We start from the raw sequence: 23761 nt of genomic DNA on the forward strand, positions 1-23761 counted from the left end.
CAACTCTCAACTTTCAACTCTCAACTTCTCCTAGCACTCCAGCAACATCTGATTGACAGAGCCTCCCGGAGGAGTCATCGGTAGTACATTACCTTCTTCTACTACACAGGCTTCGAGCAGGAACGGGCCGTCTGTTGCCAACATTTCACGGATAGCGTCCGCCAGCTCTTCACGAGAGAAGACACGTTTGGAAGGAATCTCGTACGCCGAAGCAATTTTCATGTAGTCCGGATTCAACATCGGAGTGAATGAATAACGGCGATTGAAGAACATAGCCTGCCATTGGCGCACGTTGCCCAAAAAGTTATTGTTCAGGCAGATAATCTTCACCGGAGCCTTCTGTTCCATAACCGTACCCAGTTCCTGAAGATTCATCTGCAATCCACCGTCTCCCATAAATACACATACGGTACGTTCCGGTGCTCCGAAAGTAGCTCCGATAGCGGCGGGAAGGCCGAAGCCCATTGTTCCGAGCCCGCCGGAAGTAATGATACTGCGTTCTTTCGTATATTTAAAGTAACGTGCGGACATCATTTGATTTTGTCCTACATCTGTCACCAGAACTGCTTCGTGGCGGGTAGCGTCACTTACCGCACGTACCACCTCACCCATGCTCAACGAGTCGGTGGCAGGATGAAGCTCGGGACGAATCACCTTTTCTTCCTCTACCTTCTCATACTCCGTGAAACTGTCGACCCACTCAGCGTGTTCATTCTTTTTCAAGAGTCGGGTAACAGCCTTCAATGTCTCCTTGCAATCTCCCAAAACTGCAATATCAACTTTTACATTTTTATTCACCTCCGCCGGATCAATATCAAAATGAATCACTTTTGCCTGTTTGGCATAAGTAGCCAGATTACTGGTCACACGGTCGTCGAAGCGCATTCCTACAGCGATCAGGACATCACATTTATTGGTATTTATATTCGGCCCCAAATTACCGTGCATCCCCAACATTCCTTTATTCAAAGGATGTTCCGTAGGTAAAGCCGAAAGTCCGAGTAGCGTACATCCCGCAGGCATATCCGCCTTTTCAATAAATTCACGCAACTCACTCTGCGCATTCCCTAACTCAACGCCTTGCCCTACCAGTACAAGCGGACGTTCCGCATTATTAATCAGTTCGGCGGCAGCCTTTACGGAGTCTTCATCAGTATCGGGCACAGGTACATAGCTGCGGATGAAATCAACCTTAGTCGGCTCATATTTCGTCTTCTCGACCTGTGCATTCTTGGCAAAATCCAGCACAACCGGACCGGGACGACCACTACGGGCAATGTAGAATGCACGTGCCACTGCCCACGCTACATCTTCCGCACGACGGATCTGATAACTCCACTTGGAGATAGGCTGGGTGATACCTACGAGATCGACTTCCTGAAATGCATCCGTTCCGAGAAAACCGGTTCCTACCTGTCCGGCAATAACAACAATAGGAGTACTATCGATCATCGCATCTGCAATACCGGTAATCGTGTTCGTAGCACCGGGACCGCTTGTCACCAGGCAAACACCGACTTTACCCGACACACGGGCATAACCTTGTGCCGCATGGGCAGCTCCCTGTTCGTGACGAACCAAAATGTGGTTCAAGTTATTTCGATGGTCGTACAAGGCGTCGAATACCGGCATGATTGAACCGCCGGGATAACCGAAAATCGTATTTACTCCCTGATGTTCCAATGAGCGCATCAACGCCTCCGCACCTGTTATTAAGTCTTTACTCATCTATTTATTTGCAATTTTAAGATTTACAATTTACGATTGAACTCAACGTCAAGACATCATTTGTCAATCGATTAATCTTACTGCTCCTTTATCGGCAGAGCTTACCATGCTGGCATACGCTTTCAGGCTCTTCGGCACATAACGGTCACGAGTGACAGGTGTCATCGGACGGGCAGCCAGTTCTTCATCCGTCAGTCGCACGTTAATCGTCCGGGCGGGAATGTCGATTTCAATGATATCTCCGTCGACTATTTTTCCGATATTACCTCCTGCTGCCGCTTCGGGAGAGATATGCCCTATACTCAATCCAGAAGTTCCGCCACTGAAACGTCCGTCAGTGATCAAAGCACACTCTTTGCCGAGATGACGGGATTTTATATAAGAGGTAGGATAAAGCATTTCCTGCATACCGGGACCACCCTTCGGACCTTCGTGCGTGATGACGACAACGTCGCCACTGACGACTCGACCTCCAAGAATACCTTCGCAGGCTGCTTCTTGCGAATCAAACACTTTAGCAGGTCCGGTAAACTTCCAGATACTTTCGTCTACCCCTGCCGTTTTTACCACACAACCGTCTTGAGCAATGTTACCTTTCAATACGGCCAGTCCGCCGTCTTTGCTGTAAGCGTGTTCCAAATCACGGATACATCCGGTTGCACGGTCTTTATCCAGTTCCTTATAATACATACCTTGCGAGCCGAGTACAAGGTTAAATCTATTTCCGGCTGCGCTCGAATATTTCTTGATAGCCTCTTCACCTACGTTCGGACTTGTAATGGAATACTTATCAATAGCCTCTGCCAACGTCATTCCGTCTACCCGGCGAACAGACGTGTCCACCAGACCGGCTTTGGACAGTTCGTCCATGATTGCAATAATTCCACCGGCACGGTTCACATCCTGAATGTGATACTTCTGTGTATTCGGAGCTACTTTGCAAAGGCACGGAGCCTTGCGGGAAAGCATATCAATGTCGTCCATCTTGAAGTCGACTCCCGCTTCATGGGCAACAGCCAACAGGTGAAGAACCGTATTGGTAGAACCACCCATCGCAATATCCAAAGTCATGGCATTCAGAAAAGCTTGACGAGTGGCAATGCTACGCGGAAGCACGCTCTCATCTCCCTCTTCATAATATTTCATCGCATTGTCCACAATCAACTTAGCAGCATCTTTGAAAAGCTGCGTACGGTTTTCATGCGTGGCTACAATGGTCCCGTTTCCGGGAAGAGCCAAGCCGATGGCTTCGTTCAAGCAGTTCATAGAATTTGCTGTAAACATACCGGAACAACATCCGCAGGTAGGACAAGCGTTCTGCTCAATATTGGCAACTTCCTCGTCACTCACACTTTGGTCGGCCGACTTAATCATCGCGTCGATCAAATCCAAATGCTGACCGTTCCATTCACCCGCCTCCATAGGACCACCCGACACAAATACAGCAGGTATATTCAGACGCATCGCCGCCATCAACATTCCCGGAGTGATCTTGTCACAATTACTGATACATACCATCGCGTCTGCCTTATGAGCATTCACCATATATTCCACACTGTCTGCGATGATATCACGGGAAGGAAGCGAGTAAAGCATTCCATCATGCCCCATAGCTATACCGTCGTCGATAGCGATTGTATTGAATTCCGCAGCGAAGCACCCCAGCTTTTCGATCTCCGCTTTCACCAACTGACCGATCTCATGCAAGTGCACGTGTCCCGGCACAAACTGTGTGAATGAATTGACTATAGCGATGATAGGCTTACCCATCTGATTCTTCTTCATGCCGTTGGCTACCCACAACGCACGGGCTCCCGCCATCCGACGGCCTTGTGTACTAAACGAACTGCGTAATTGCTTTTTCATTTCAATCTATCTTTTAATTAAAAAGCCTCTCTCACACCAGTGAGAAAGGCTCTAAATTTTATCTTTATGGTACGAATACATACAGCACAAAAACCTTTCTCACGCTCTTGATGGGACCACCACGACGCGAATAATATGCAAGACTGCTAGGTTAATAGATGTGTGTAAGTTATTCATATCTTCTTTTCTTTATTTTTGTGCTGCAAAGGTAAGGGCTTTTTTATTATATCCAAACAAATCGAAGAAAAAAATCATATAAAAACGAATAATTGTAAGAAAAGAGAGGTATTATTTCTCTATTTTATCACTTAAAGGTTAAATTCACAACTATTATATAAGCGGAATCCTATTGTCCCTTTCTAACAAAAGCATTTAATATTTTGAAATATACCTTCCCTATATCACGACAGAAATAAATAATTCGTATCTTTGTCAGCCCGCATTTGCGGGATTTATTAATTTAGAAATAAAAAGAATCAGATGGAAACAGTAGAAAACAAGTACATTACCGTTGCATACAAATTATATACAATGGAAGATGGTGAAAAGGAATTGTTCGAAGAAGCAAAAGCAGAACACCCCTTTCAGTTCATTTCAGGATTAGGAACAACACTCGAGGACTTCGAGAACCAGATAACCTCTCTTTCTAAAGGTGACAAATTTGACTTCACCATTCCGGCAGACAAAGCATACGGTCAATATGACGAGCAACACGTGATTGATCTCCCGAAAAATATCTTTGAGGTTGACGGCAAGTTCGACAGCGATCATATCAAAGAGGGTAATATCGTACCTTTGATGACCGGTGACGGTCAACGCGTAAATGCCAGCGTAGTAGAAATCAAACCGGATGTAGTAGTCGTTGACCTCAACCATCCGTTGGCAGGCGCCGATCTCATCTTTGAAGGCGAAGTGATTGAAAGCCGTCCTGCTACTAACGAAGAAATTCAGGAACTGGTGAAAATGATGAGTGGCGAAGGCTGCGGTTGCGGATGCGACAGTTGCGGTGATGGTGGTTGCAATGGTGGCTGCGATGACCACGAATGCGGTGGCGGCTGTTGCCACTAAGTTAATGAAGAGTTAAAAATGAGGAATGAAGAATTGCCATACAACCATTGCGCAGCTAATTCTTCATTCCTCATTTTTCATTTTCCAACTCCTCATTTTCTAGCATCCTTTGTGAGTCATGATATCGAGTACCATTTTATCCGTTTCGTTCATAGCTTGTGAGCCGATTCTTGTCAGATTACGGATACTTTGATCTACATCTTCATCAATAATACCTTCCACAGAAGTTACACAACGGTCTTCCATTGCCATCATAGCAGACAGTACAGCTGTTGAGACTCCGGTAGTCACTTTTAGGGCACAACTCGGTTTTGCACCGTCACAAATCATGCCCGTCAGGTTGGCAATCATGTTTTGAACGGCAAAGGCAACCTGGTCATAGTTTCCTCCCATCAGCCAAGTGATTCCGCAACTGGAACCTGTGGCAGCTACCACACAACCGCAGAGAGCGGAAAGACGTCCCAAACTTTGTTTGATATAAATAACCGTAAGATGACTCAACATCAAGGCACGGATCAGTTCTTCTTCATTTTTATTATTCTCTTCGGCAAAGACCACCACAGGAAGCGTGGCTGATATTCCTTGATTACCACTGCCGGAATTACTCATGACCGGAATCATAGCTCCTGCCATTCGAGCGTCACAAGCGGCAGAAGTATAAGAGAGGATGTGAGAGAATACGCTGTCACCCATCACTTTGTGTTCATAACTTCCCCGAAGCATTCTTCCCAAAGAGTGTCCGTAATTGCCTTTAAAGGCTTGTTCGGCAGCTGCCTTGTTCAAACGTGCCGTATCAAGAATAAAACGAATTTCATCCAAAGGAGCTGTCAAGGCAAAATCATAAACCTTACGCAGGTTCAGTTCGGGAGCGGTCGCTTCCTCTTCTTCATCGGCTGTATGCTGCTTGTCTAGTAATACGTTGCCTCCATCGGCTATATATATAAAGGTGGTATGACCACCGGCAATTACAGCTTTCGCTGTTCTATCTCCGGACCTGCAAATCACTTCGATATAGAGCTTTTCCGTGATATTATCTTTCAAGGAAATACAAATCCGTCTTTCCGCAATAAACTGCTTTCCGCACTCTACAGCTTTCGGTGTACAGTCTTTCAATACTTCCAACTGGTACTCTGATTTACCTATCAATGCGCCTAAAGCAACGGCAATGGGAAGTCCTACCATTCCTGTACCCGGTATTCCTACCCCCATCGCATTTTTTAAAATGTTGGCACTGAGCAGTACTTCTATCTTCTCCGGACGCATCCCCAATGTTTCGGCGGCTTTCGCTACACAAAGCGCCACAGCAATAGGTTCTGTACATCCGATAGCCGGAATTACCTCTCTCTTAATCAGTTCTATAATTTGCCTTCTTTCTGACTCAGTCATAAACTCATAAGTTTTAAGTACACACAAAAGTAAGAAAATCTTTTTTATCATACATCTCTTACTGAACAAATAAAATTTCATTTTGTTATAAACGCTTCTGAGAACTAAACTTTAACAGTAAGAAAAAAGAGAAAAATGAAAGCAAAACACGTAATTTTATATTTCCTGGTAAGTATTATCATCTCTTCTTGCATCCGTGACGAAGCCCTTAACGCAGAAGCAGATATACTTAGTTGCACACTGCCGAAAGCAGTAATGACCACAAGTCCTATCATTAATAATAATTCGGTGACTCTTTTTGTGGGACCGGGAACAGACGTTTCGACCCTTGCACCGGAATTCACCCTGACTCCGGGAGCCACCATCAGCCCTTTGAGCGGAACGGTACACGATTTTAGTCTACCGCAAAAATACACTGTCACAGCAGCCGACGGAGTCTGGAAAAAAACATATACAGTTTCGGTTATTGATACGGAACTTGCAACTAACTACAACTTCGAGGACACTCTCGGTGGGAAAAAATACTATATATTCGTAGAACGGCAAGGAGACAAAGTGATTATGGAATGGGCCAGCGGAAATGCGGGTTATGCCATGACCGGCGTTCCTAAAACAGCCGACGACTACCCCACTTTCCAAATAGCGGATGGTAAAGAGGGAAAATGTCTTTTACTAGTAACGCGCAGTACCGGTTTCTTCGGGCAGTTAATGGGTATGCCCATTGCCGCAGGAAACTTATTTATCGGCTCTTTTGATGTGAACAATGCCATGAGCTATCCACTACAAGCTACCAAATTCGGTCTGCCTTTCCGTTATGTGCCGACCTATCTGGCCGGTTATTATAAATACAAGGCGGGAGACAAGTTCACCGAAGAAGGAAAACCCGTTGACGGGAAACGTGACATCTGCGATATATACGCCATCATGTACGAAACGAGCGAGTCTGTTCCTACTCTTGACGGAAGTAATGCGTTCACCAGTCCGAATCTGGTTTCAATAGCACGCATCGACAACGCCAAAGAAACAGATGAATGGACTTACTTCAAACTTCCGTTTATTACCCGCCCCGGCAAGTTCATCGACAAAGAAAAGCTAAGGGATGGAAAATACAACGTAGCAATCGTCTTTACCTCCAGTTTGGAAGGCGCTTATTTCAATGGAGCCATCGGAAGTACCTTGCTGATTGATGAAGTCGAACTGGTCTATCATACAGAAAACTAAAACCTAAATGATTTTATAATAATTACAACGATGAAAAAATACCTTTATACATTCGGTCTGCTTATTTGTTTAAATGTTACCCTGCCCGGTTATGCACAAGTGGATAGAAATGAAACGCTTATCCGTTCCGCCCTTCGCGGATTGGAATACGAAGTGAAAGCAGGAATCAGTATCGGCGGCACAGCTCCGCTTCCCTTACCGGCGGAAATCCGGTCTATCGACGGTTACAATCCGACTCTCGCCATTACAATCGGGGGTGAAGTGACCAAATGGGTAGCGGTTCAGAACAAACTGGGTATCATCGTAGGGCTACGGCTTGAAAACAAGGCTATGACCACCGAAGCTACCGTAAAGAATTACAGTATGGAAATTCTGGGACAAGGAGGTGAAAGGATCAGCGGAGTATGGACAGGAGGGGTAAAAACCAAAGTACATACCGCCGGATTAACCATCCCATTGATGGCTACTTATAAGTTGAGTAGCCGTTGGAATGTGAAAGCAGGCCCTTATTTTTCTTATATACTTTCAAGGGAATTTTCAGGACACGTATACGAAGGATATCTGCGTGAAGACGATCCAACAGGACCTAAAGTAGAATTTACCGATGATAAAATTGCAACTTATGACTTCTCCGACGATCTGAGACGTTTTCAGTGGGGACTTCAGGCAGGAGCCGGATGGAGAGCGTTCAAACATCTCAACATATACGCCGACCTTACTTGGGGACTCAACAATATCTTCAAGAATGACTTCCATACGGTCACTTTCTCGATGTACCCTATATATCTGAATATCGGCTTCGGGTATGCATTCTAAAATATAACTCACCACAGATTACACGGATTAACACAGATTGATTTTAATAAATTGATAATTAATTTCTATTATCTGTGTTAATCCGTGTAATCTGTGGTGAATATTAAAGTTATTCTTTATCAGGATTCTCAACCTGTTTTACTCCTGAATAAGTAACCTTGACTGTCTGTTGCAAAGTCGGCACTTTTACGTTGATGGTCATATTGGCATCTGCACCTTCCACCGTCCCCGCCACAGTTACATCACAAGCTCCCAAGGCAGCCGCCTCTCCAGCAAATGTAAGTTGCTGTTGTCCTGTAAAGGTCGAAATCCCCTCTCCCTTCTTTACGGTGCACTTGTCTAGTACAATATCTCCGAACTTCATTATCTTCCCGTTCATGAACAGTTCAAAATCTTTCAGTTCTATTTTTATTTCCGTATCACTGACTTGGGAAAAGGTTATAAATTTAGGCACTCCGTCCGCTATAACATTTTCCTGGTCGGAGCCATCCGCTATCATAGATATATTCAAGTTGCCCCAATAAGTGCCAACCACATCCGGAGCTGTCACCACCGCCTCTTCTTCGGGTTCGTTACCCTCATTTTTCTTGCTATCGTCATCGTCACTGCTACAAGCGGCGAAGAAAGTGATAGAACACACTAATGCTAGTAAATACAATAGATTCTTTTTCATACAGTCATTGGTTTAGTTATTATTAATCATCATTTATAAACTGAAAAGAAGAAAAAAGGTTCAATATGCCACCTTTTTTGAAGATATTTTGAGTTCACAACAATCTTATCGAAAACTTTGTTATATTTGCATACAGTAATTTTAAAAAGCCACGACTATGTTTAATTCATTTGGCAACATCTTTCGGCTCACAAGTTTTGGTGAGTCTCATGGAAAAGGAATTGGAGGAGTAATTGACGGATTTCCCGCCGGAATCACTATCGACGAAGAGTTCGTACAACAGGAACTGAACCGGCGCCGTCCGGGACAATCCATCCTTACCACCGCACGCAAAGAAGCGGATAAAGTAGAGTTTCTTTCCGGTATTTTTGAGGGTAAGTCAACCGGTTGCCCCATCGGTTTTATCGTTTGGAACGAAAACCAACATTCTAATGACTACAACAATCTGAAAAATGTATATCGCCCTTCACACGCCGACTATACTTACACAGTGAAGTATGGCATCCGCGATCATCGTGGCGGCGGACGTTCGTCTGCACGCGAAACGGTATCACGCGTCGTAGCCGGTGCTTTGGCCAAGTTGGCACTCCGCCAGTTAGGTATCAGTATCACCGCTTACACTTCACAGGTAGGAGCTATCAAACTGGAAGGCACTTACTCGGATTATGATCTCGACTTGATCGAGACAAATGATGTACGCTGCCCGGACCCGGAAAAGGCAAAAGAAATGGCAGACCTTATATATAAGGTAAAAGGAGAAGGCGATACTATCGGCGGTACGCTGACTTGTGTCATCAAAGGCTGCCCCATCGGTTTGGGACAACCCGTTTTCGGTAAGCTCCATGCGGCTTTGGGAAATGCGATGTTAAGTATCAACGCCGCCAAAGCATTTGAGTACGGTGAAGGATTCAAGGGACTGAAGATGAAGGGGTCGGAACAGAATGACGTTTTCTATAACAACAACGGACGGATTGAAACGCATACCAACCATTCAGGAGGTATTCAGGGAGGACTGAGTAACGGACAGGACATTTATTTCCGTGTGGTATTCAAACCGATCGCTACGCTGTTGATGGAGCAGGAAACTGTTAATATCGACGGAGTGGACACCACGCTGAAAGCTCGCGGCCGTCATGACGCCTGTGTACTGCCACGCGCCGTTCCCATTGTAGAGGCAATGGCTGCGATGACTATACTTGACTATTACCTGCTGGATAAAACCACGCAGCTTTAATGTTTAATTCAATTTATGAACGAAATTCAGAAATATATAGCAGAGAACGAGTCCCGAATGATGGAGGATTTGTTCAGCCTCATCCGTATTCCAAGTATCAGTGCACTGCCCGAACACCATGATGATATGCTGGCGTGCGCCGAACGCTGGGCACAGCTATTATTGGAAGCCGGAGCGGACGAAGCATTGGTAATGCCCTCCAAAGGCAATCCGATTGTCTTTGCCCAAAAGATTGTGGATCCTGATGCGAAGACCGTTTTAGTCTACGCTCATTATGACGTGATGCCTGCCGAGCCGTTGGAGCTTTGGAAAAGCCAACCGTTCGAGCCGGAAATACGTGACGGTCACATTTGGGCACGTGGTGCGGATGATGACAAAGGACAATCATTTATTCAGGTGAAAGCCTTCCAATATCTCCTCAAGAACGGACTGCTAAAAAATAACGTGAAGTTTATCTTTGAAGGAGAAGAGGAAATCGGTTCTCCCAGTTTGGAGGCTTTTTGCGAAGAGCACAAAGAGTTGTTGAAATCCGATGTGATTCTTGTTTCGGACACTAGCATGCTAGGAGCGGAACTCCCTTCGTTAACCACAGGTCTGCGTGGCCTGGCTTATTGGGAAATAGAAGTTACGGGACCAAACCGTGATTTACATTCCGGACATTTCGGAGGTGCGGTAGCCAATCCGATTAATGTGTTATGCCAGATTATCAGCAAAATAACCGATGCGGATGGCAGAATCACCGTTCCCGGATTCTATGACGACGTAGAAGAAGTTCCACAAGCCGAACGGGAGATGATTGCCCGTATTCCTTTTGATGAAAAGAAATACAAAGAAGCGATCGGTGTGAAGGAAGTATTCGGAGAAAAAGGATACAGTACATTGGAACGTAACAGTTGCCGGCCGTCTTTTGACGTATGCGGTATATGGGGCGGGTATACAGGAGAAGGTTCCAAAACCGTGCTTCCCTCAAAAGCTTACGCCAAAGTGTCTTGTCGGTTGGTTCCACATCAGGACCACCATAAGATTTCTCAAATGTTTGCGGATTATATTCTTAGTATTGCTCCTGACACGGTACAAGTGAAAATGACTCCTATGCATGGAGGACAGGGTTATGTCTGCCCCATCTCCCTTCCCGCCTATCAAGCGGCGGAGAAAGGCTTTGAGATAGCTTTCGGGAAAAAGCCGTTGGCTGTACGTCGTGGCGGCAGTATTCCCATTATCTCCACTTTCGAACAAGTATTGGGAGTTAAGACCGTATTGATGGGATTCGGACTCGAATCGGACGCCATCCATTCACCGAATGAAAATTTCTCATTGGATATTTTCCGTAAAGGAATAGAGGCGGTGATTGAGTTTCATAATGCTTTCCGGTAAGTACATCCGTTTTTCCACTCCGAACATCCGTAGGCTGTCTTGCCTTTTATGATCGTCCCTTTGCCGCAAAGCGGACAAGGTTGTCCGACAAGGGAATCAGCATTAGCAGTTGTCAAAGAAGTAGCCGCAGGCGTAGCCTTCGGCTTCTTTTCTTTCGGCACACTCGGTTTCCGTTCACGCTTCTTCGGTTCTTTCTTCGCTTTTTCTTCGGCTTGGGCGGCTACCGCATCCTGAATGGTAATACGACGGTTGGTATTATCTGACAACACACTCATTACGATTTCTGAAACCATTTGCTTCAGTTCTTCCAAAAACTGGCGGGCATCGTACGTTTTCCTCTCTATTTCGCGGAGTTTCTTTTCCCAAATACCCGTCAATTCAGCAGACTTCAGAAGTTCCTCATGGATAAGTTGCACCAGTTCCACTCCTGTCGGGGTAGCAATCAGGTTCTTCCTTTCCTTACGGATATAATTCCGTTTGAACAACGTTTCTATGATAGCGGCACGGGTAGACGGACGGCCGATACCGTTTTCTTTTAATGCGTCGCGGAGCTCATCGTTATCAACCAACTTTCCGGCAGTTTCCATTGCACGAAGTAAGGTTGCCTCCGTGTAAGGTCTGGGCGGCTGCGTCCATTTTTCATTTAAATCGGGAACATGAGGACCGCTTTCCCCTTTCACAAAAACAGGAAGTACATTTTCGTCTTCTTCCTCTTTTTCTTCGGTCGTTTCTTTTACATCTTTTGCAAAGACAACACGCCATCCGGGTTCGAGAATCTGTTTCCCGCTTACTTTGAATTCTATTTTATCCACCTCTCCCATCACGGTAGTAGTAGAAATCTTACAATCCGGATAGAACACGGCAATAAAACGACGGGCAATCAGATCGTAGACACGACGCTCCATATCCGTCAGGTTTTGAGCGTACACTCCGGTAGGGATAATGGCATGGTGATCTGTTACCTTTGAATTATCAAATACTTTCTTCGATTTCGGCAATGTGGAACCGTTCAACGGAGCTGTCAGTACTTCGTAATCACGAAGTCCTTTCAAAATGCCGGGACACTTCGGATAAATATCGTCACTCAAGAAAGTTGTATCGACACGCGGATAGGTGGCTACTTTCTTTTCGTAAAGGGATTGGATAAGTTTTAATGTCTCATCAGCAGAATAAGCGAATTTCTTGTTACATTCCACCTGAAGCGAAGTCAGGTCGAACAGACGCGGGGCAAACTCCCGTCCGTCTTTCTTACTAACACTGGTGACTACGAACGGAAGGTCTTTGATACGTTCTACCAACGCCTCGCCCTCTTCCCTATTAGCGATAGGATCAATACCGGGATTCTCTATTATTTTCTTTTTCCCACCGTTTTTCTCTTCTTCCGCAGCGATTTCTTCATCACTTTTGCGAATTAAAGCCGAAAAGGTTGTATCCCGATAGTTCGTTTTCAATTCCCAATATTGCTTAGGCTGGAAGTTGGCTATCTCCAACTGTCGGTTAACAATCAACGCTAAGGTAGGTGTTTGTACCCGACCAATAGAAAGTACCTGTTTATTCTGACCGTATTTAATTGTATAAAGACGAGTGGCATTCATACCAAGCAACCAGTCTCCGATAGCCCGCGAAAGTCCCGCTTCATACAGTGACTGAAAATCTGCCTGATCCTTTAGCTTTGCAAATCCGTCACGAATAGCTTCTTCCGTCAAAGACGAAATCCACAAACGCTTCACCGGACAACGGGCGCCTACTTTCTGCATCACCCAACGCTGAATCAATTCTCCTTCCTGTCCTGCATCACCGCAGTTGATAATCTCATCTGCATTTTGCATCAATTGCTCTATGATATGAAATTGTTTCTCAATGCCCGGATCATGCCCAATCAGTTTGATACCGAAACGCGGAGGGATCATCGGTAAGCTACCTAAGCTCCATGACTTCCAATTAGGAGTATATTCATGTGGCTCCTTCAGGGTGCAAAGATGTCCGAACGTCCAGGTCACCTGGTATCCGTTTCCTTCTATATATCCTTCTTTTCTAGTATGAGCGCCGAGTACTTCGGCTATATCACGTGCAACAGATGGCTTTTCAGCTATGCAAACTATCATTCTTTTCCTTCTTGTTTTTATACTATCAGCCTACAAAGTTACACGAATATTTCTCACAGACGGCATGAAGCCAGGAAAAAGTGATTATACCTCCCAACACTTCCATCCTTTATTGGCACAGATATATACCACATACGAACGGACATTGTAATTGGGAAACTTCTTTTTCGTATCTTCGGCATAGCCTTTCACCTGTTGCACGTGTTCAGTCAATGGTTCGGTCAATGAGAGGATGTGATCAGCCTCTTTGGCATGATAGTATTTGAACTCCACAACACGGTCATCCGTATAATAATCCGTACCAGGAATACCTGTCATCTCAAAGTCAGAACGACCTACGGAGTTATTCTGTTCGATGGCAAAAGTGTAGCAACTGCTTAAATAACGGGAAACAAGTTCATAGAAAGAGCAACGGATGAAGTTCTCATTGATCTTATCAAAAACTTGCGCAGGAAATTGTCCCAAGTATTGTTCAAAGTAATTCTGAACAAGAGGTTCAAGACTCCGGTTGGAATCATAAAGTTCATAAACGGGAACATAACGGCTGGCATTTCCTTCAATTTTATTCAACTGGTTATAATAATCCATATAAATGCTACGCATGGTCATATTAGGAAGTACCATTCGATAAGTACTTTTCAGAGTGGTCATACCCAAATAGAACAGACTGACCGGATAGAATTCTTTCTCAAAGAATTTCTTCTTGTTGAATTTGCTGAACAAATCTGTAATATTATACGGCAACCCGTCGTCTATGACCAATGCATCCAACATTTCCTTTGCATTACTCTGTGAAAGGGTCAGTCGGCGAATCCAATTAATATCCGTCCGTAGATTCTCGTCAATCAGCTCAGGAGGAATACTTCCACCATTGACTGCAAATTTCTTAAGAAAATAAGTAAGGATAGTAGAGTTAAAAAGAGGCTTGCCTGTAGGACTGAAACGATAGCCATCATAGTTGCTCACTATAAGCTGCCATATCTCCTCGAAACGTTCCTCACTTGCGTCGGAATCATATTTATCCAGCACATAACGCAAATATGTTTTCGTTTCCTCGTAAGTAAAGCCGAGCATGTGCAAGAAGTTCGGTTCCAACGTCAGAATTTCAGCAATATTGTATCCACTAGTCAGATCATCCATTGTGACAGGTAATACGCCTGTACAGAAACAGGTACGGATACTGCCCTCTCCTATACCTTTCTTTATCACCTTGAAAAAGGTACGAAGAAAACTATCGCTGGTAGTGACTTCTTCATAAAGCGGATCATTATAAGAAGTCAACAATTGATTGGTGAAGTTATCGTATTCATCAATTAGAATATAAGCCTTAGGAAATCCGTGAGAACGTGCATAGCCCAAAAGTTCCTCCAGCATTTGTGCCGCATTCCCCCGAGTTGTAAACTGAAAGTCACCAAACAAATCACGATTATGTTCTAGCGTTATTTCCACCGGTATGCAGTTAAGTTTATCGAAGTTCTGTGCCAGCCCTTGCATATCATCTGCCATCACCATTGCCGAAAAGTCATAGCGAATAACCAGATACTGATTATGTTCTTTGGTAGGATGTTCTCCAATCCATGTACCACCGAAAAGTTCTTCAAAACGATTCACCTTCGTACGGTCATAATAAGAAGCCAGCATAGATATCAGCAAGCTCTTTCCAAAACGGCGGGGGCGTAGAAATACAGGAGCATTGTAATCTTCTAAACCCGGAATATAATCCGTCTTATCCACATAATAAAAGCCACGTTCGCGAAGATCCTCGAAATCCGCCACTGCATAAGGAACTGTTATTCTTGCCATAATCTCTGTTTTTTCTTTCAATTAAGACAAAGGTATAAATAAAACCCTTATTTACATCAAAATGTAGCTGTTGTTTCATTGCAAATTATATTCAATTCACTATCTTTGCTATAGAAAAGTAGTAAAATTCAATAAGACAGAGATATGGATGTTGGTGTAAAAGACAAAGTAGAATATATAAATGTCCTAGTCCTTATCCACTATAAAGTTATTATTGACACATCCTTTTTTATATAGACGAATTGCTGAAGATGAAGAACAATGAAAAACAATATGCAGCCTATTGGATTGATCATTTGAAAATGACACCACATCCTGAAGGGGGCTACTATCGGGAAGAATACCGCTCAAAGAAGCAGGTGTCTATGGAAGGCAGGGAAGCCAAACGACAAGTAATGACAACCATTTACTATTTACTGGAGAATGACGATTTCTCCGCCTTTCATCGCATCAAGTCTCCGGAAAGCTGGTTCTTTCATAAAGGCGCGCCTCTATTGATATATTCCTTTGAAGAAGGGGCTTTAGTATGTCGGGAATTATCAGATCAGGAAAACGGAGTATTGCAAATAACAATAGAACCGGGAACCTGGTTTGCCGCACGATTGAAAGAGCCAAGCGGTTTTACTTTGGTCAGTTGTGCCGTAGCACCGGGATTCGAGTATGAAGACTTCGAATTAGCGGATAGAAATTCATTGATTACAGAATACCCTGATTACAAGAAAGAAATAATAGGCTTGACCCGTTGATTACCCAAAAACGTTATGAACTATTCGGAATATCATTCGCCGCTCTTCAGCAAATGGAATTCAAATCTTATCCTGATAAAAACACAACAAAACGAGCCTACCGGAGCTTTATAATCCTCTAATTCGGGAATACAATCCGTTTTATCCACATAATAAAAGCCACGTTCGCAAAGATCCTCGAAATCCGCCACTGCATAAGGGACCGTTATTCTTGCCATAATCTCTGCTTTTTATTTCAGTAAAGGCACAATGTGTATTTCACTTTATAGAATTTCTATGTCTTTTTCTGATAATCCGGTACTTTGTATGATAACCTCCATAGGAACTCCCAGTTTTTTCATGTTACGGGCAACTTCTATGCGACCTTTTTCAAGCCCTTTTTCAAGTCCTTCTGCAAGTCCTTCCATACGTCCTTCCATACGTCCTTCCATACGTCCTTCCATGCGTCCTTCTAATTTCGCTCCATCCAACACATCATTCTGTATCATGATAGCACTTAAATGTTCATCATACGCCTGGCGTTCGGCTTTGGACATATTATAATAAACCAGTTTTTCACGAGCCTCTTTTAGTCCCGGCGCTTTCGTATCAGGACGGATGCAGCCTGTCTTCAGATACTCCACCCATTCTTCTAAAGGAGTGACAGCCACTTTATTAAATTCATTCACCCGAATCAGGAAATATTCGGGGAATACCTCGGCTGGGAGCTTATGCACCAGTGCATCTTTCTCTTTGGTAGTCACTTCAAGACAGTCGTTCGTATGCACTCCCACGAAGTGGTTCTGTCCGTGGTATAAGTAGTCATTCCCTTTGCCGATATCAAAGTATAAGATGCTGATGGAATAAATTTTCTTCACCTCATAATAGCGTTCGCCAAGGGATATATGTTCCGTGATGGCTTTTGCCACTCCGTAGAGAATGCGCTCCAGATAGTAAAGCTCACGTGTATTCTGAACCTCAATGATGATTATTTCGTCTTTATCGTTTTTGGCTTTGATATCCACACGGTTGAATTTATCATCGGCAGTCTGCTGGTTGCCTTCACTTTCCAGTATTTCGATGATTTTCACCTCTTCGCCAAGTAAGACCGTGAGGAAACCTTCTAAAACACTGAAGTTAGCTTTCTGACGAAGCAGTCTTTTGATTGCCCAGTCGAAACGAATATACCTGTCCGTTTGTTCCATTTCGCTTTCTTTTTTAAGTTATGACAAAGTTACAATCTTTTTCGCAGATAATGAAAAATAAATATCCCAATATTTGTTCAGCTACTGATTCGCATAAACGATACCTTCTTCATACGCACCTTGCGGCCCTCTATGCACGAAGGCTGCACAGCCCTATACACGCATCATGTATAGAACTATGCAGCCTCTCTGCAGAAACCGGGGGGAGCAATACTCCACCAGTCAGGTACATTTTATGCCGCAGGATCGGGAGCCTCTCCTCCTCCGCCACCTTCGTCGCCACCAGAGCCAGAACCGCCTCCTGTGTCGGGTTTCGTGCCGACGTAAAAAGTAGCAATGGTGATTCGGGGTGTTTTCAGAAGAGTGCTTCCTGCATACTGTGTCGTGATGGTGAGGGTGTATTCGCCATCCGCCAGCCCGGCAGGAACGATGAATGTGAGTTGCGACGGGTTGTTAACCGCCAGCATATTAAGGTCGACAGGTGTGGTTTGTTCTTTACTGTCGGTGATAGTGATTCCGACGGAAGAATCCGTGCCTGCAATTTTCAGCATACGACCGTTGACGGTGAACGGACGACCTGCAGTGGCGGTAGCAGGTGAGAAACCGGCAACGTACATCACGCTTTGACGTTCGCCCAATATGCTGATGGAAGTTTCCGCAATGGCCTCACGCAATTCTTTGTCTTGGGCAAAGGAGACGTAGACGGAGTTTTTGTCGGGATTCCATCGTCCGCCATCAATCACTCCGCGAAGTTGTGCTACGGCATGGTAAAGACCGGTGTTGACACTATATCCGCTAAGGATGAGGTTGCCTACCACACGGTTGTAGAGCTTCACAACGTGTTCGATGGTTTCGGGGCGAAGCCCTGTATCTTCCTTGTGCATCTCGTCGAGGATGTCCTGCAACGAGAGATTACCGGACGATTCGAGCTGACCGATCTTATCATCTTTATTGTCGACGGTTACAGTGTTGTCGACTAACCAGATTTTCAATACATTCTTCATGATTCAAATTATTTAGTAATTATAGATACTGGAATTATAAAGTCCAACTCTGCTCAAACATAAAACTGCTCTTATAAACAGTTCTTACATAAATAGAGGGTACTTTTCAATTTACCAATCTTTGCGGAAAGCATAATAACCCTCTGCCGCCTGCGTCTCCATTACCTGCACGCGATAATAAGGATATTCGTCATTATTATTATCATGAAAACAACTTAAAAGCCCCCCAATACCCTCGACATTTGCAACTTCCTGTATATAGTCTCTATAAGGAATATTTTCCGCAACGGCTACTTTTCCTAGCCCCTCATTTAAAGCAATTACCCTAGATTCAGCTATCAAATTCGCAAAGAACTCGCTTTCTTCACTCATTCGCGGCTTTATATAAAAGGAAATGCCCCCATATCGCTCTTTTGTAACTCCTGCTATAGGTTTACGTTCCGACCCATTTGCCCACGGATTAACCGCAGTATCCCACACAACATTCCATGCCAAATCAATATAATCACCTACTACAATACCACCTCGTTCTTTGTCCATCATTGCCGTAGTACCTCCATCATCTGCAAGAGTCAACATGATGTCCGGCATCGCTTCACGTAGTGCCTTAATTAATTTAGGATAGGAGACTTCATCTACTTCCGGTGCTCCAGTCTTGTCGTACCCAGCACCTTCATCACGCAAATGAACACCATCCAATTGATACATATTCACAGCCACCTTGATTTGTGCCACAAAATCAGCAATTTGCATATCTGTCAGATTGGCAAAGCCTATACCTGTCCCTCCTCCTTCAATAGAAAGACAGACTTTAATACCCTTCTGCCTCAATGGTTGAATATATTGAGCATAGTTTTTCAACACGTGTTCCACATCCGGTGTTAATTTCAAAATCGCTCTACGGGAGGACTCGTCGTATTTCAACAAAGCTTTTCGCAAATTCACCACATCAAATACAGGAACATTTTCGTAAATAGTTGTTCTATCCCGACGAGACTTCAGGTACTGTAATTTAGAAGTATATTGGTCAGCTATTAAAGGATTCATCATTTCGGTATCAATATACGTTATCACTGTATAAGGCTTCTTTGATCTGTCCTGACGTTCCATCTCCACTTGGCTGATATAATAACAGATATAACATTGATTACCCGTTTCATCTGTCGCTACTAATGGTAGTATAACAGTTGCTGCAGATTCAGTAAACAGATTCGTTGCGGTAAAACCTACCCGTGTAGAGAGTCTCTCACCAGCCGATATCTTCACTTTACCTCCGTCAGCAATAGTGAACTCGCCCACATCTCCTAAAACGTTAAAGAGCTTCACATGATAATATTTATTCTCTATCATAGCCTTTTGATCAGCGGTTAAAGAAGGTATAGCACGTATTGTAAAGGTCATATCATGTTCTGCAGGCTTTGCCAATTCCACATACACTTCATCATTCACCGCATCTATATAATCATAGATAATAAAACCATTTTTCGGTGACGAGGTGCTCCACAAAAAAGCCGTTTCGGCAACTTCTTCCTTAGCAACCGTCGACTTTCCATGTACTACATCTGGATTCACCAATGTCGCATCCTCTTCACAAGCCCCCATCACCAGAGCCAATAATACGCACAAAGAGATATTTTGTATTATTCGTTTCATAATCATATACATTTTAATAGTTATCTATAATCTCTCATTCCTGATTTACTTTCGGCACCTCAATGCCACTTGGCCATAAATCCACATCAGTCTTACTATACACTTCCGTGTGGTCACTTCCTTTCCAGTAAGGAATTACCTTCGCATCATTCCCATGTCCGGTACGATCTACAACTTTCAAACCTGTCCCTTCGTCAAACTTCCAGTAAGCACACAAGTTCGGTTCTTCCGTTGGATTAGGTATATCGTACATGTTCTGCCAAATTTGTTCGGCTGTCCGGGCTACACTCCAAATGCGAGCTTCACATATTTCGCCATCAAATTGGCGACTTATATCGTGTGATTCACCATAGGAACGACCAAAATAGAAATTAAAATCACCTCCATTTCCAAATTCATCATCAGGTACCTTATCGCCTAAATTTATGCTAGTCAGATCACTCTTACCATGAGCGTTACTAATGCTTTGCAACTGCCCGTTCACATAGAAAGCAATAGTGGCATTAGCTAAATCCCATGTCAAAGCAACATGATACCATTCACCTGCCAGTAGTAATTTCTGTTTACTGGCTTCAGGAAATTTACCAAATGTGGACTGTACTTGTAACTGTTGATTTGGAAAATTTGCATCACCAATACGCATCAGATAATATTGTTCGATACCCATAATAGAAGATATCTCTTTTTGGAAACTATTCACACGAATGATGGCTTCCATCGTAATGGCACTCAAGTTATTCACCACATCTGCCGTAGGGCTTCCCTTATCAAATCCGGGAACGGCAACGTAAACATTCTTCAGATTCATCGCTGTAGTGATAGCGCTGGAACGACGCACCAGATAATACATTGTACGTGAACCGTCCATCACTCCCACTCCTTCGGCTCCACTGATGGAAAGCGGACAGAGATAAGTAGCGTCAATCTCCAATTCATCGAGTTTGAGGAATTTGATACTGACTTCGTCGGACGTTATCTTTCCGGCAGGAATAGTAACGGATTCCTGCGATAATTGATAATGTTCGGCAGACAACATTTCATAATGCGTGTCGTTCTTCGCATTATATATGGCAATCAATGAAGGGTCTACCTTGAGATTCACCTTTACATCATCGCCCGAAGGATACGACAGTTTCACTGTAAACGTTTTCGTCTGGTTCGTCACCTTACGGTTGAAAGTGAACGTTTCCGCATTTTTAGTAGCAGCCACATTCAAGTATGCCGAATTGTCAAACGGTGAATGGTCGCTATAATCGGTATTGTCGCAGGCAACCGGCAAAAACAGGAGGGTTGCGGCTGCAAGGCACTGATAAAGTTTATGTATTCTCATAGTTTACTTAGTTTAATGAACCGAAGCGGGATTCAAAAATTGAATGCCTCCACGAGTCTGTTTATAAATAATATCAGCATCGTAATAATCGTCCGAAATATTGTAAATGGCAATGCCTCCCAACGGTGTCTCCATATGGAGAGCACTGTGAGCAGCTCCTGCAATGGCAGAACGGGTCACTCCATTATAATCAGTCAACGAGCCTTCGGGAGTGACAGCCAACAGCAGATGTCCGGGAGCAGTTTTGCCATATCCGGTAGCCAAAAGAACTTCCGTTTCTATGTCGTAGTCATCGGCTGCTTCGGAAATATCAAGTACGAAATAGCTGAAAAGGCTACGTTGCGCTTCCGGCAACAGGGAAGGAGTTCCCTCGAAGACAAGCAAGCACGGTGTTTGTCCCAGTGCGTCAGTCAGCGATTTCAACGTTGCCGCATCTACCGCAGCAGAAGAAGCAAGCGTGACTCCGTCAAATGTTCCTGCCCGCACGGCTTCAACAGCGGAAGCGATGGCGGCATTCAGTTTGTCTCCCAGCGTGCAATCCACATAATAAAGCACTCTCGTTCCGTAATCGGCACGTACCATTGCCATGTCTTCCCGGTCAAAATCAGTCAGTCGGTCGGCATTACGCATGGATACGATATCAATACTGTCCGGCAAGGAACGGAGAAAAAACTTTTCACTGGTAGCCTTGTCCGGAGCATTGTCAAGCCGGGCATAAACCACAGCATGCTTCGTTGCCTTATAAGCCCGAAGGTTCTGCGTATAAACGGCATATTGTTCCGGGTTCTGCTCCTTTGCTCCGTTGACATCCGTCTCATGAATTTCCATTTCCGTCCAATCGTCACAGGAAGTGGTCGCAGTCAACAGGAAAGCGGTCAGCAGACATACATTGAATATTGATTTATATTTCATAATCTTATGGATTAAAAAAGGTTCTTGTAAAGAGCTATTAGTTATTCTCAACCGAATGGTCTTTCGCGTCCCACCAAAGAGGCGTACCCGCAGCGTCAGTACCACCCAACATCTGTACGGCTTTGGCTATATTAGCACCGTTAGAGTTGTATTCATCTGCCGGATAAGGCAAGCGACGGGGACCGATAGCAACATTCACGCTATTGTTGGGATCTTTATTCTCTACGGCAGGAAGCAACCTCGGATAACCGGTACGACGATGTTCCGCCCATGCTTCCAAACCTAACGGGAAAATGGCAATCCATTTTTGCGTAATGATGCGTTCCAGATTCCTCTCGAAGATTTCCTTTCCAGACCCCTGTTCCCAAGCAATCGTAATCTCGCTCACTGCATCCGCACTATAAGCACCCATCGGATCTACGTACTTCACCGGCTTCTTTTCTGCATCCTTCACATATTTATCGGCTCCTTTAGCCCCGCGTTCATCGAACGAGAGAGCGATGGCTTTCTCATACAACGCCTGCGGCTCTCCGCCCATATTCCAACCGCGCAACGCACCTTCGGCACGAAGGAAAGTCACTTCAGCGGCATTCATCCAGAGGTAAGGATCGGTACTGCTGATGATTTGTTTGGAATACAAATTAATCATGTCGTCTTTCTTCTCGGTGAAGATACCGATACGCACACCATAAAAATCGTTCACTTCCTGTTTCTCGCCACCCACTTCTACGGTATTGGTACCTTTCACAAACATAACGTCCAAGCGGGGATCTTCATATCCCTTCATCACGGAAACCATATCGGCACTGATGCGATAATCACTCCAATTATTGAACAACAGTTCGGAACGGTTCTCTGCCACATGGAGCATGGCATTATCTTCATTCGCTTCGATCACTCCCGCCGCTACGGCATTTTCTGCAATACGCTGCGCCTCCGTAGGGTTCACATAACTCATGCGCATCGCTATGCGAAGCTGCATGGAATGAAGGAATTTGCGCCATTTGGAGATGTTACCGTAATACAGATCCTCCAATTTACGGAACGCTTCGGAAGAAAGGTCTTTATTCTCTTCCAACACTTTATCGGCCTCTTCCAGCTCCTTCAACATCTGCGTATATACCTGTTCCTGCGAATCGTATGGAACGGACAGGTTCTCTCCCAGATTGTCATTACTCAACATCTGCGAGTAAGGGATAGGTCCGTAAATATCCGTCACACGGTGCATGACGCAGACACGCAAGATTTTACCCAAAGCCAAAGCTACCGGATCATCCGTCACGCTCAACATCTTGAGGTATTGGGGATAAAGGTCGGTAATAGGATCGGCAAACGGGGATTTCAGCCATCCCTGTTCGGGGTTGAATGTAGAGAACTTCATTACCCATGTATCTACGATACCTTCCATATAGCCTCCGTAAGCACCGCCCACCATAGCATCCATAAACTGGTACAAATGCTCGCGCGTCGGACTGACAAGTCCTTGCATCACTCTCAACGTTGCGCCGACGATATGATTTTCGCGTTGCATTTCACTATCATCCGCTTCATACATCTTGCGGTTTATATCGCTGTCGAAACAACCGGACAAGGGTAACAGCAAGAGCACCGAAAGAATGATTCTCTGAAGGTAATATATTCGTTTCATGTTCGTCATA

At 44.4% G+C, this 23761-nt stretch carries 18 protein-coding genes and 1 pseudogene; 6 read left to right on the forward strand and 13 right to left on the reverse strand.

The window, feature by feature from the left end:
• Window positions 1–30: 30 nt before the first annotated feature.
• Complete coding sequence (gene ilvB / locus GD630_RS20380) at window positions 31–1728, reverse strand: biosynthetic-type acetolactate synthase large subunit (RefSeq protein ID WP_143865006.1); 1698 nt, start codon at window positions 1726–1728, stop codon at window positions 31–33.
• A gap of 63 nt (window positions 1729–1791) precedes the next feature.
• Window positions 1792–3594: a dihydroxy-acid dehydratase gene (gene ilvD / locus GD630_RS20385; protein WP_007766817.1), complete on the reverse strand. Its 1803-nt coding sequence runs from the start codon at window positions 3592–3594 to the stop codon at window positions 1792–1794.
• Between the two features lie 480 nt (window positions 3595–4074).
• On the opposite strand from ilvD, the gene GD630_RS20390 reads away from it, so the two are divergent.
• Window positions 4075–4662, forward strand: coding sequence for an FKBP-type peptidyl-prolyl cis-trans isomerase (locus GD630_RS20390; protein ID WP_007766819.1), 588 nt, complete (start codon window positions 4075–4077; stop codon window positions 4660–4662).
• 99 nt (window positions 4663–4761) lie between these two features.
• Here GD630_RS20390 and GD630_RS20395 read toward each other — a convergent pair whose 3' ends face one another.
• A complete protein-coding gene (locus GD630_RS20395; RefSeq protein WP_143865005.1) occupies window positions 4762–6048 on the reverse strand; it encodes an L-cysteine desulfidase family protein in 1287 nt (428 codons plus the stop codon).
• A 135-nt stretch (window positions 6049–6183) separates the two neighbouring features.
• Between GD630_RS20395 and GD630_RS20400 the strand changes: the two genes are divergently transcribed.
• Entirely contained in the window at window positions 6184–7269 is a 1086-nt protein-coding gene (locus GD630_RS20400) for a PCMD domain-containing protein (RefSeq protein WP_143865004.1), read from the forward strand.
• A 30-nt stretch (window positions 7270–7299) separates the two neighbouring features.
• The gene (locus GD630_RS20405; protein WP_143865003.1) at window positions 7300–8085 is read left to right on the forward strand and encodes a porin family protein; all 786 of its coding nucleotides are present in this window, start codon (window positions 7300–7302) and stop codon (window positions 8083–8085) included.
• Window positions 8086–8194: 109 nt separating this feature from the next.
• Here GD630_RS20405 and GD630_RS20410 read toward each other — a convergent pair whose 3' ends face one another.
• A complete protein-coding gene (locus GD630_RS20410) occupies window positions 8195–8758 on the reverse strand; it encodes a calycin-like domain-containing protein (protein WP_143865002.1) in 564 nt (187 codons plus the stop codon).
• 157 nt (window positions 8759–8915) lie between these two features.
• Between GD630_RS20410 and aroC the strand changes: the two genes are divergently transcribed.
• Window positions 8916–9992 carry a chorismate synthase gene (gene aroC / locus GD630_RS20415; RefSeq protein ID WP_007751711.1) on the forward strand — a complete coding sequence of 359 codons (1077 nt, stop codon included), beginning with the start codon at window positions 8916–8918 and terminating at the stop codon, window positions 9990–9992.
• A 15-nt stretch (window positions 9993–10007) separates the two neighbouring features.
• Complete coding sequence (locus GD630_RS20420; RefSeq protein ID WP_143865001.1) at window positions 10008–11366, forward strand: dipeptidase; 1359 nt, start codon at window positions 10008–10010, stop codon at window positions 11364–11366.
• On the opposite strand, the gene GD630_RS20425 is transcribed toward GD630_RS20420, so the two are convergent.
• Together GD630_RS20425 and GD630_RS20430 are read right to left on the reverse strand one after the other, a co-directional pair.
• A complete protein-coding gene (locus tag GD630_RS20425; RefSeq protein ID WP_143865000.1) occupies window positions 11348–13471 on the reverse strand; it encodes a DNA topoisomerase 3 in 2124 nt (707 codons plus the stop codon). The genes GD630_RS20420 and GD630_RS20425 overlap by 19 nt on opposite strands.
• A gap of 84 nt (window positions 13472–13555) precedes the next feature.
• Entirely contained in the window at window positions 13556–15274 is a 1719-nt protein-coding gene (locus GD630_RS20430; protein ID WP_143864999.1) for an ATP-binding protein, read from the reverse strand.
• A 251-nt stretch (window positions 15275–15525) separates the two neighbouring features.
• Between GD630_RS20430 and GD630_RS20435 the strand changes: the two genes are divergently transcribed.
• Window positions 15526–16020 carry a cupin domain-containing protein gene (locus tag GD630_RS20435; RefSeq protein WP_143864998.1) on the forward strand — a complete coding sequence of 165 codons (495 nt, stop codon included), beginning with the start codon at window positions 15526–15528 and terminating at the stop codon, window positions 16018–16020.
• Between the two features lie 98 nt (window positions 16021–16118).
• Here GD630_RS20435 and GD630_RS21635 read toward each other — a convergent pair.
• The 7 genes and pseudogenes from GD630_RS21635 to GD630_RS20470 all read right to left on the reverse strand — a co-directional run.
• Window positions 16119–16238 (reverse strand): annotated as a pseudogene (locus GD630_RS21635) (AAA family ATPase); the annotation flags it as partial.
• A 45-nt stretch (window positions 16239–16283) separates the two neighbouring features.
• The gene (locus GD630_RS20445; protein WP_143864997.1) at window positions 16284–17204 is read right to left on the reverse strand and encodes an Rpn family recombination-promoting nuclease/putative transposase; all 921 of its coding nucleotides are present in this window, start codon (window positions 17202–17204) and stop codon (window positions 16284–16286) included.
• Between the two features lie 233 nt (window positions 17205–17437).
• Window positions 17438–18208, reverse strand: coding sequence for a DNA-binding domain-containing protein (locus GD630_RS20450; protein ID WP_143864996.1), 771 nt, complete (start codon window positions 18206–18208; stop codon window positions 17438–17440).
• A gap of 111 nt (window positions 18209–18319) precedes the next feature.
• Window positions 18320–19861 (reverse strand): glycoside hydrolase family 18 protein, encoded by a 1542-nt coding sequence (locus GD630_RS20455; RefSeq protein WP_238482949.1) that lies wholly within the window; start codon window positions 19859–19861, stop codon window positions 18320–18322.
• 34 nt (window positions 19862–19895) lie between these two features.
• On the reverse strand, window positions 19896–21191 hold the full coding sequence (locus GD630_RS20460) for a DUF1735 and LamG domain-containing protein (protein ID WP_143864994.1): 1296 nt from the start codon (window positions 21189–21191) through the stop codon (window positions 19896–19898).
• 12 nt (window positions 21192–21203) lie between these two features.
• Window positions 21204–22103: a glycoside hydrolase family 18 gene (locus tag GD630_RS20465; RefSeq protein ID WP_143864993.1), complete on the reverse strand. Its 900-nt coding sequence runs from the start codon at window positions 22101–22103 to the stop codon at window positions 21204–21206.
• Window positions 22104–22140: 37 nt separating this feature from the next.
• Window positions 22141–23760, reverse strand: coding sequence for a SusD/RagB family nutrient-binding outer membrane lipoprotein (locus tag GD630_RS20470; protein WP_143864992.1), 1620 nt, complete (start codon window positions 23758–23760; stop codon window positions 22141–22143).
• Window position 23761 lies beyond the last annotated feature (1 nt).

It is taken from the genome of Bacteroides zhangwenhongii, from assembly GCF_009193325.2.
Lineage (GTDB): Bacteria > Bacteroidota > Bacteroidia > Bacteroidales > Bacteroidaceae > Bacteroides > Bacteroides zhangwenhongii.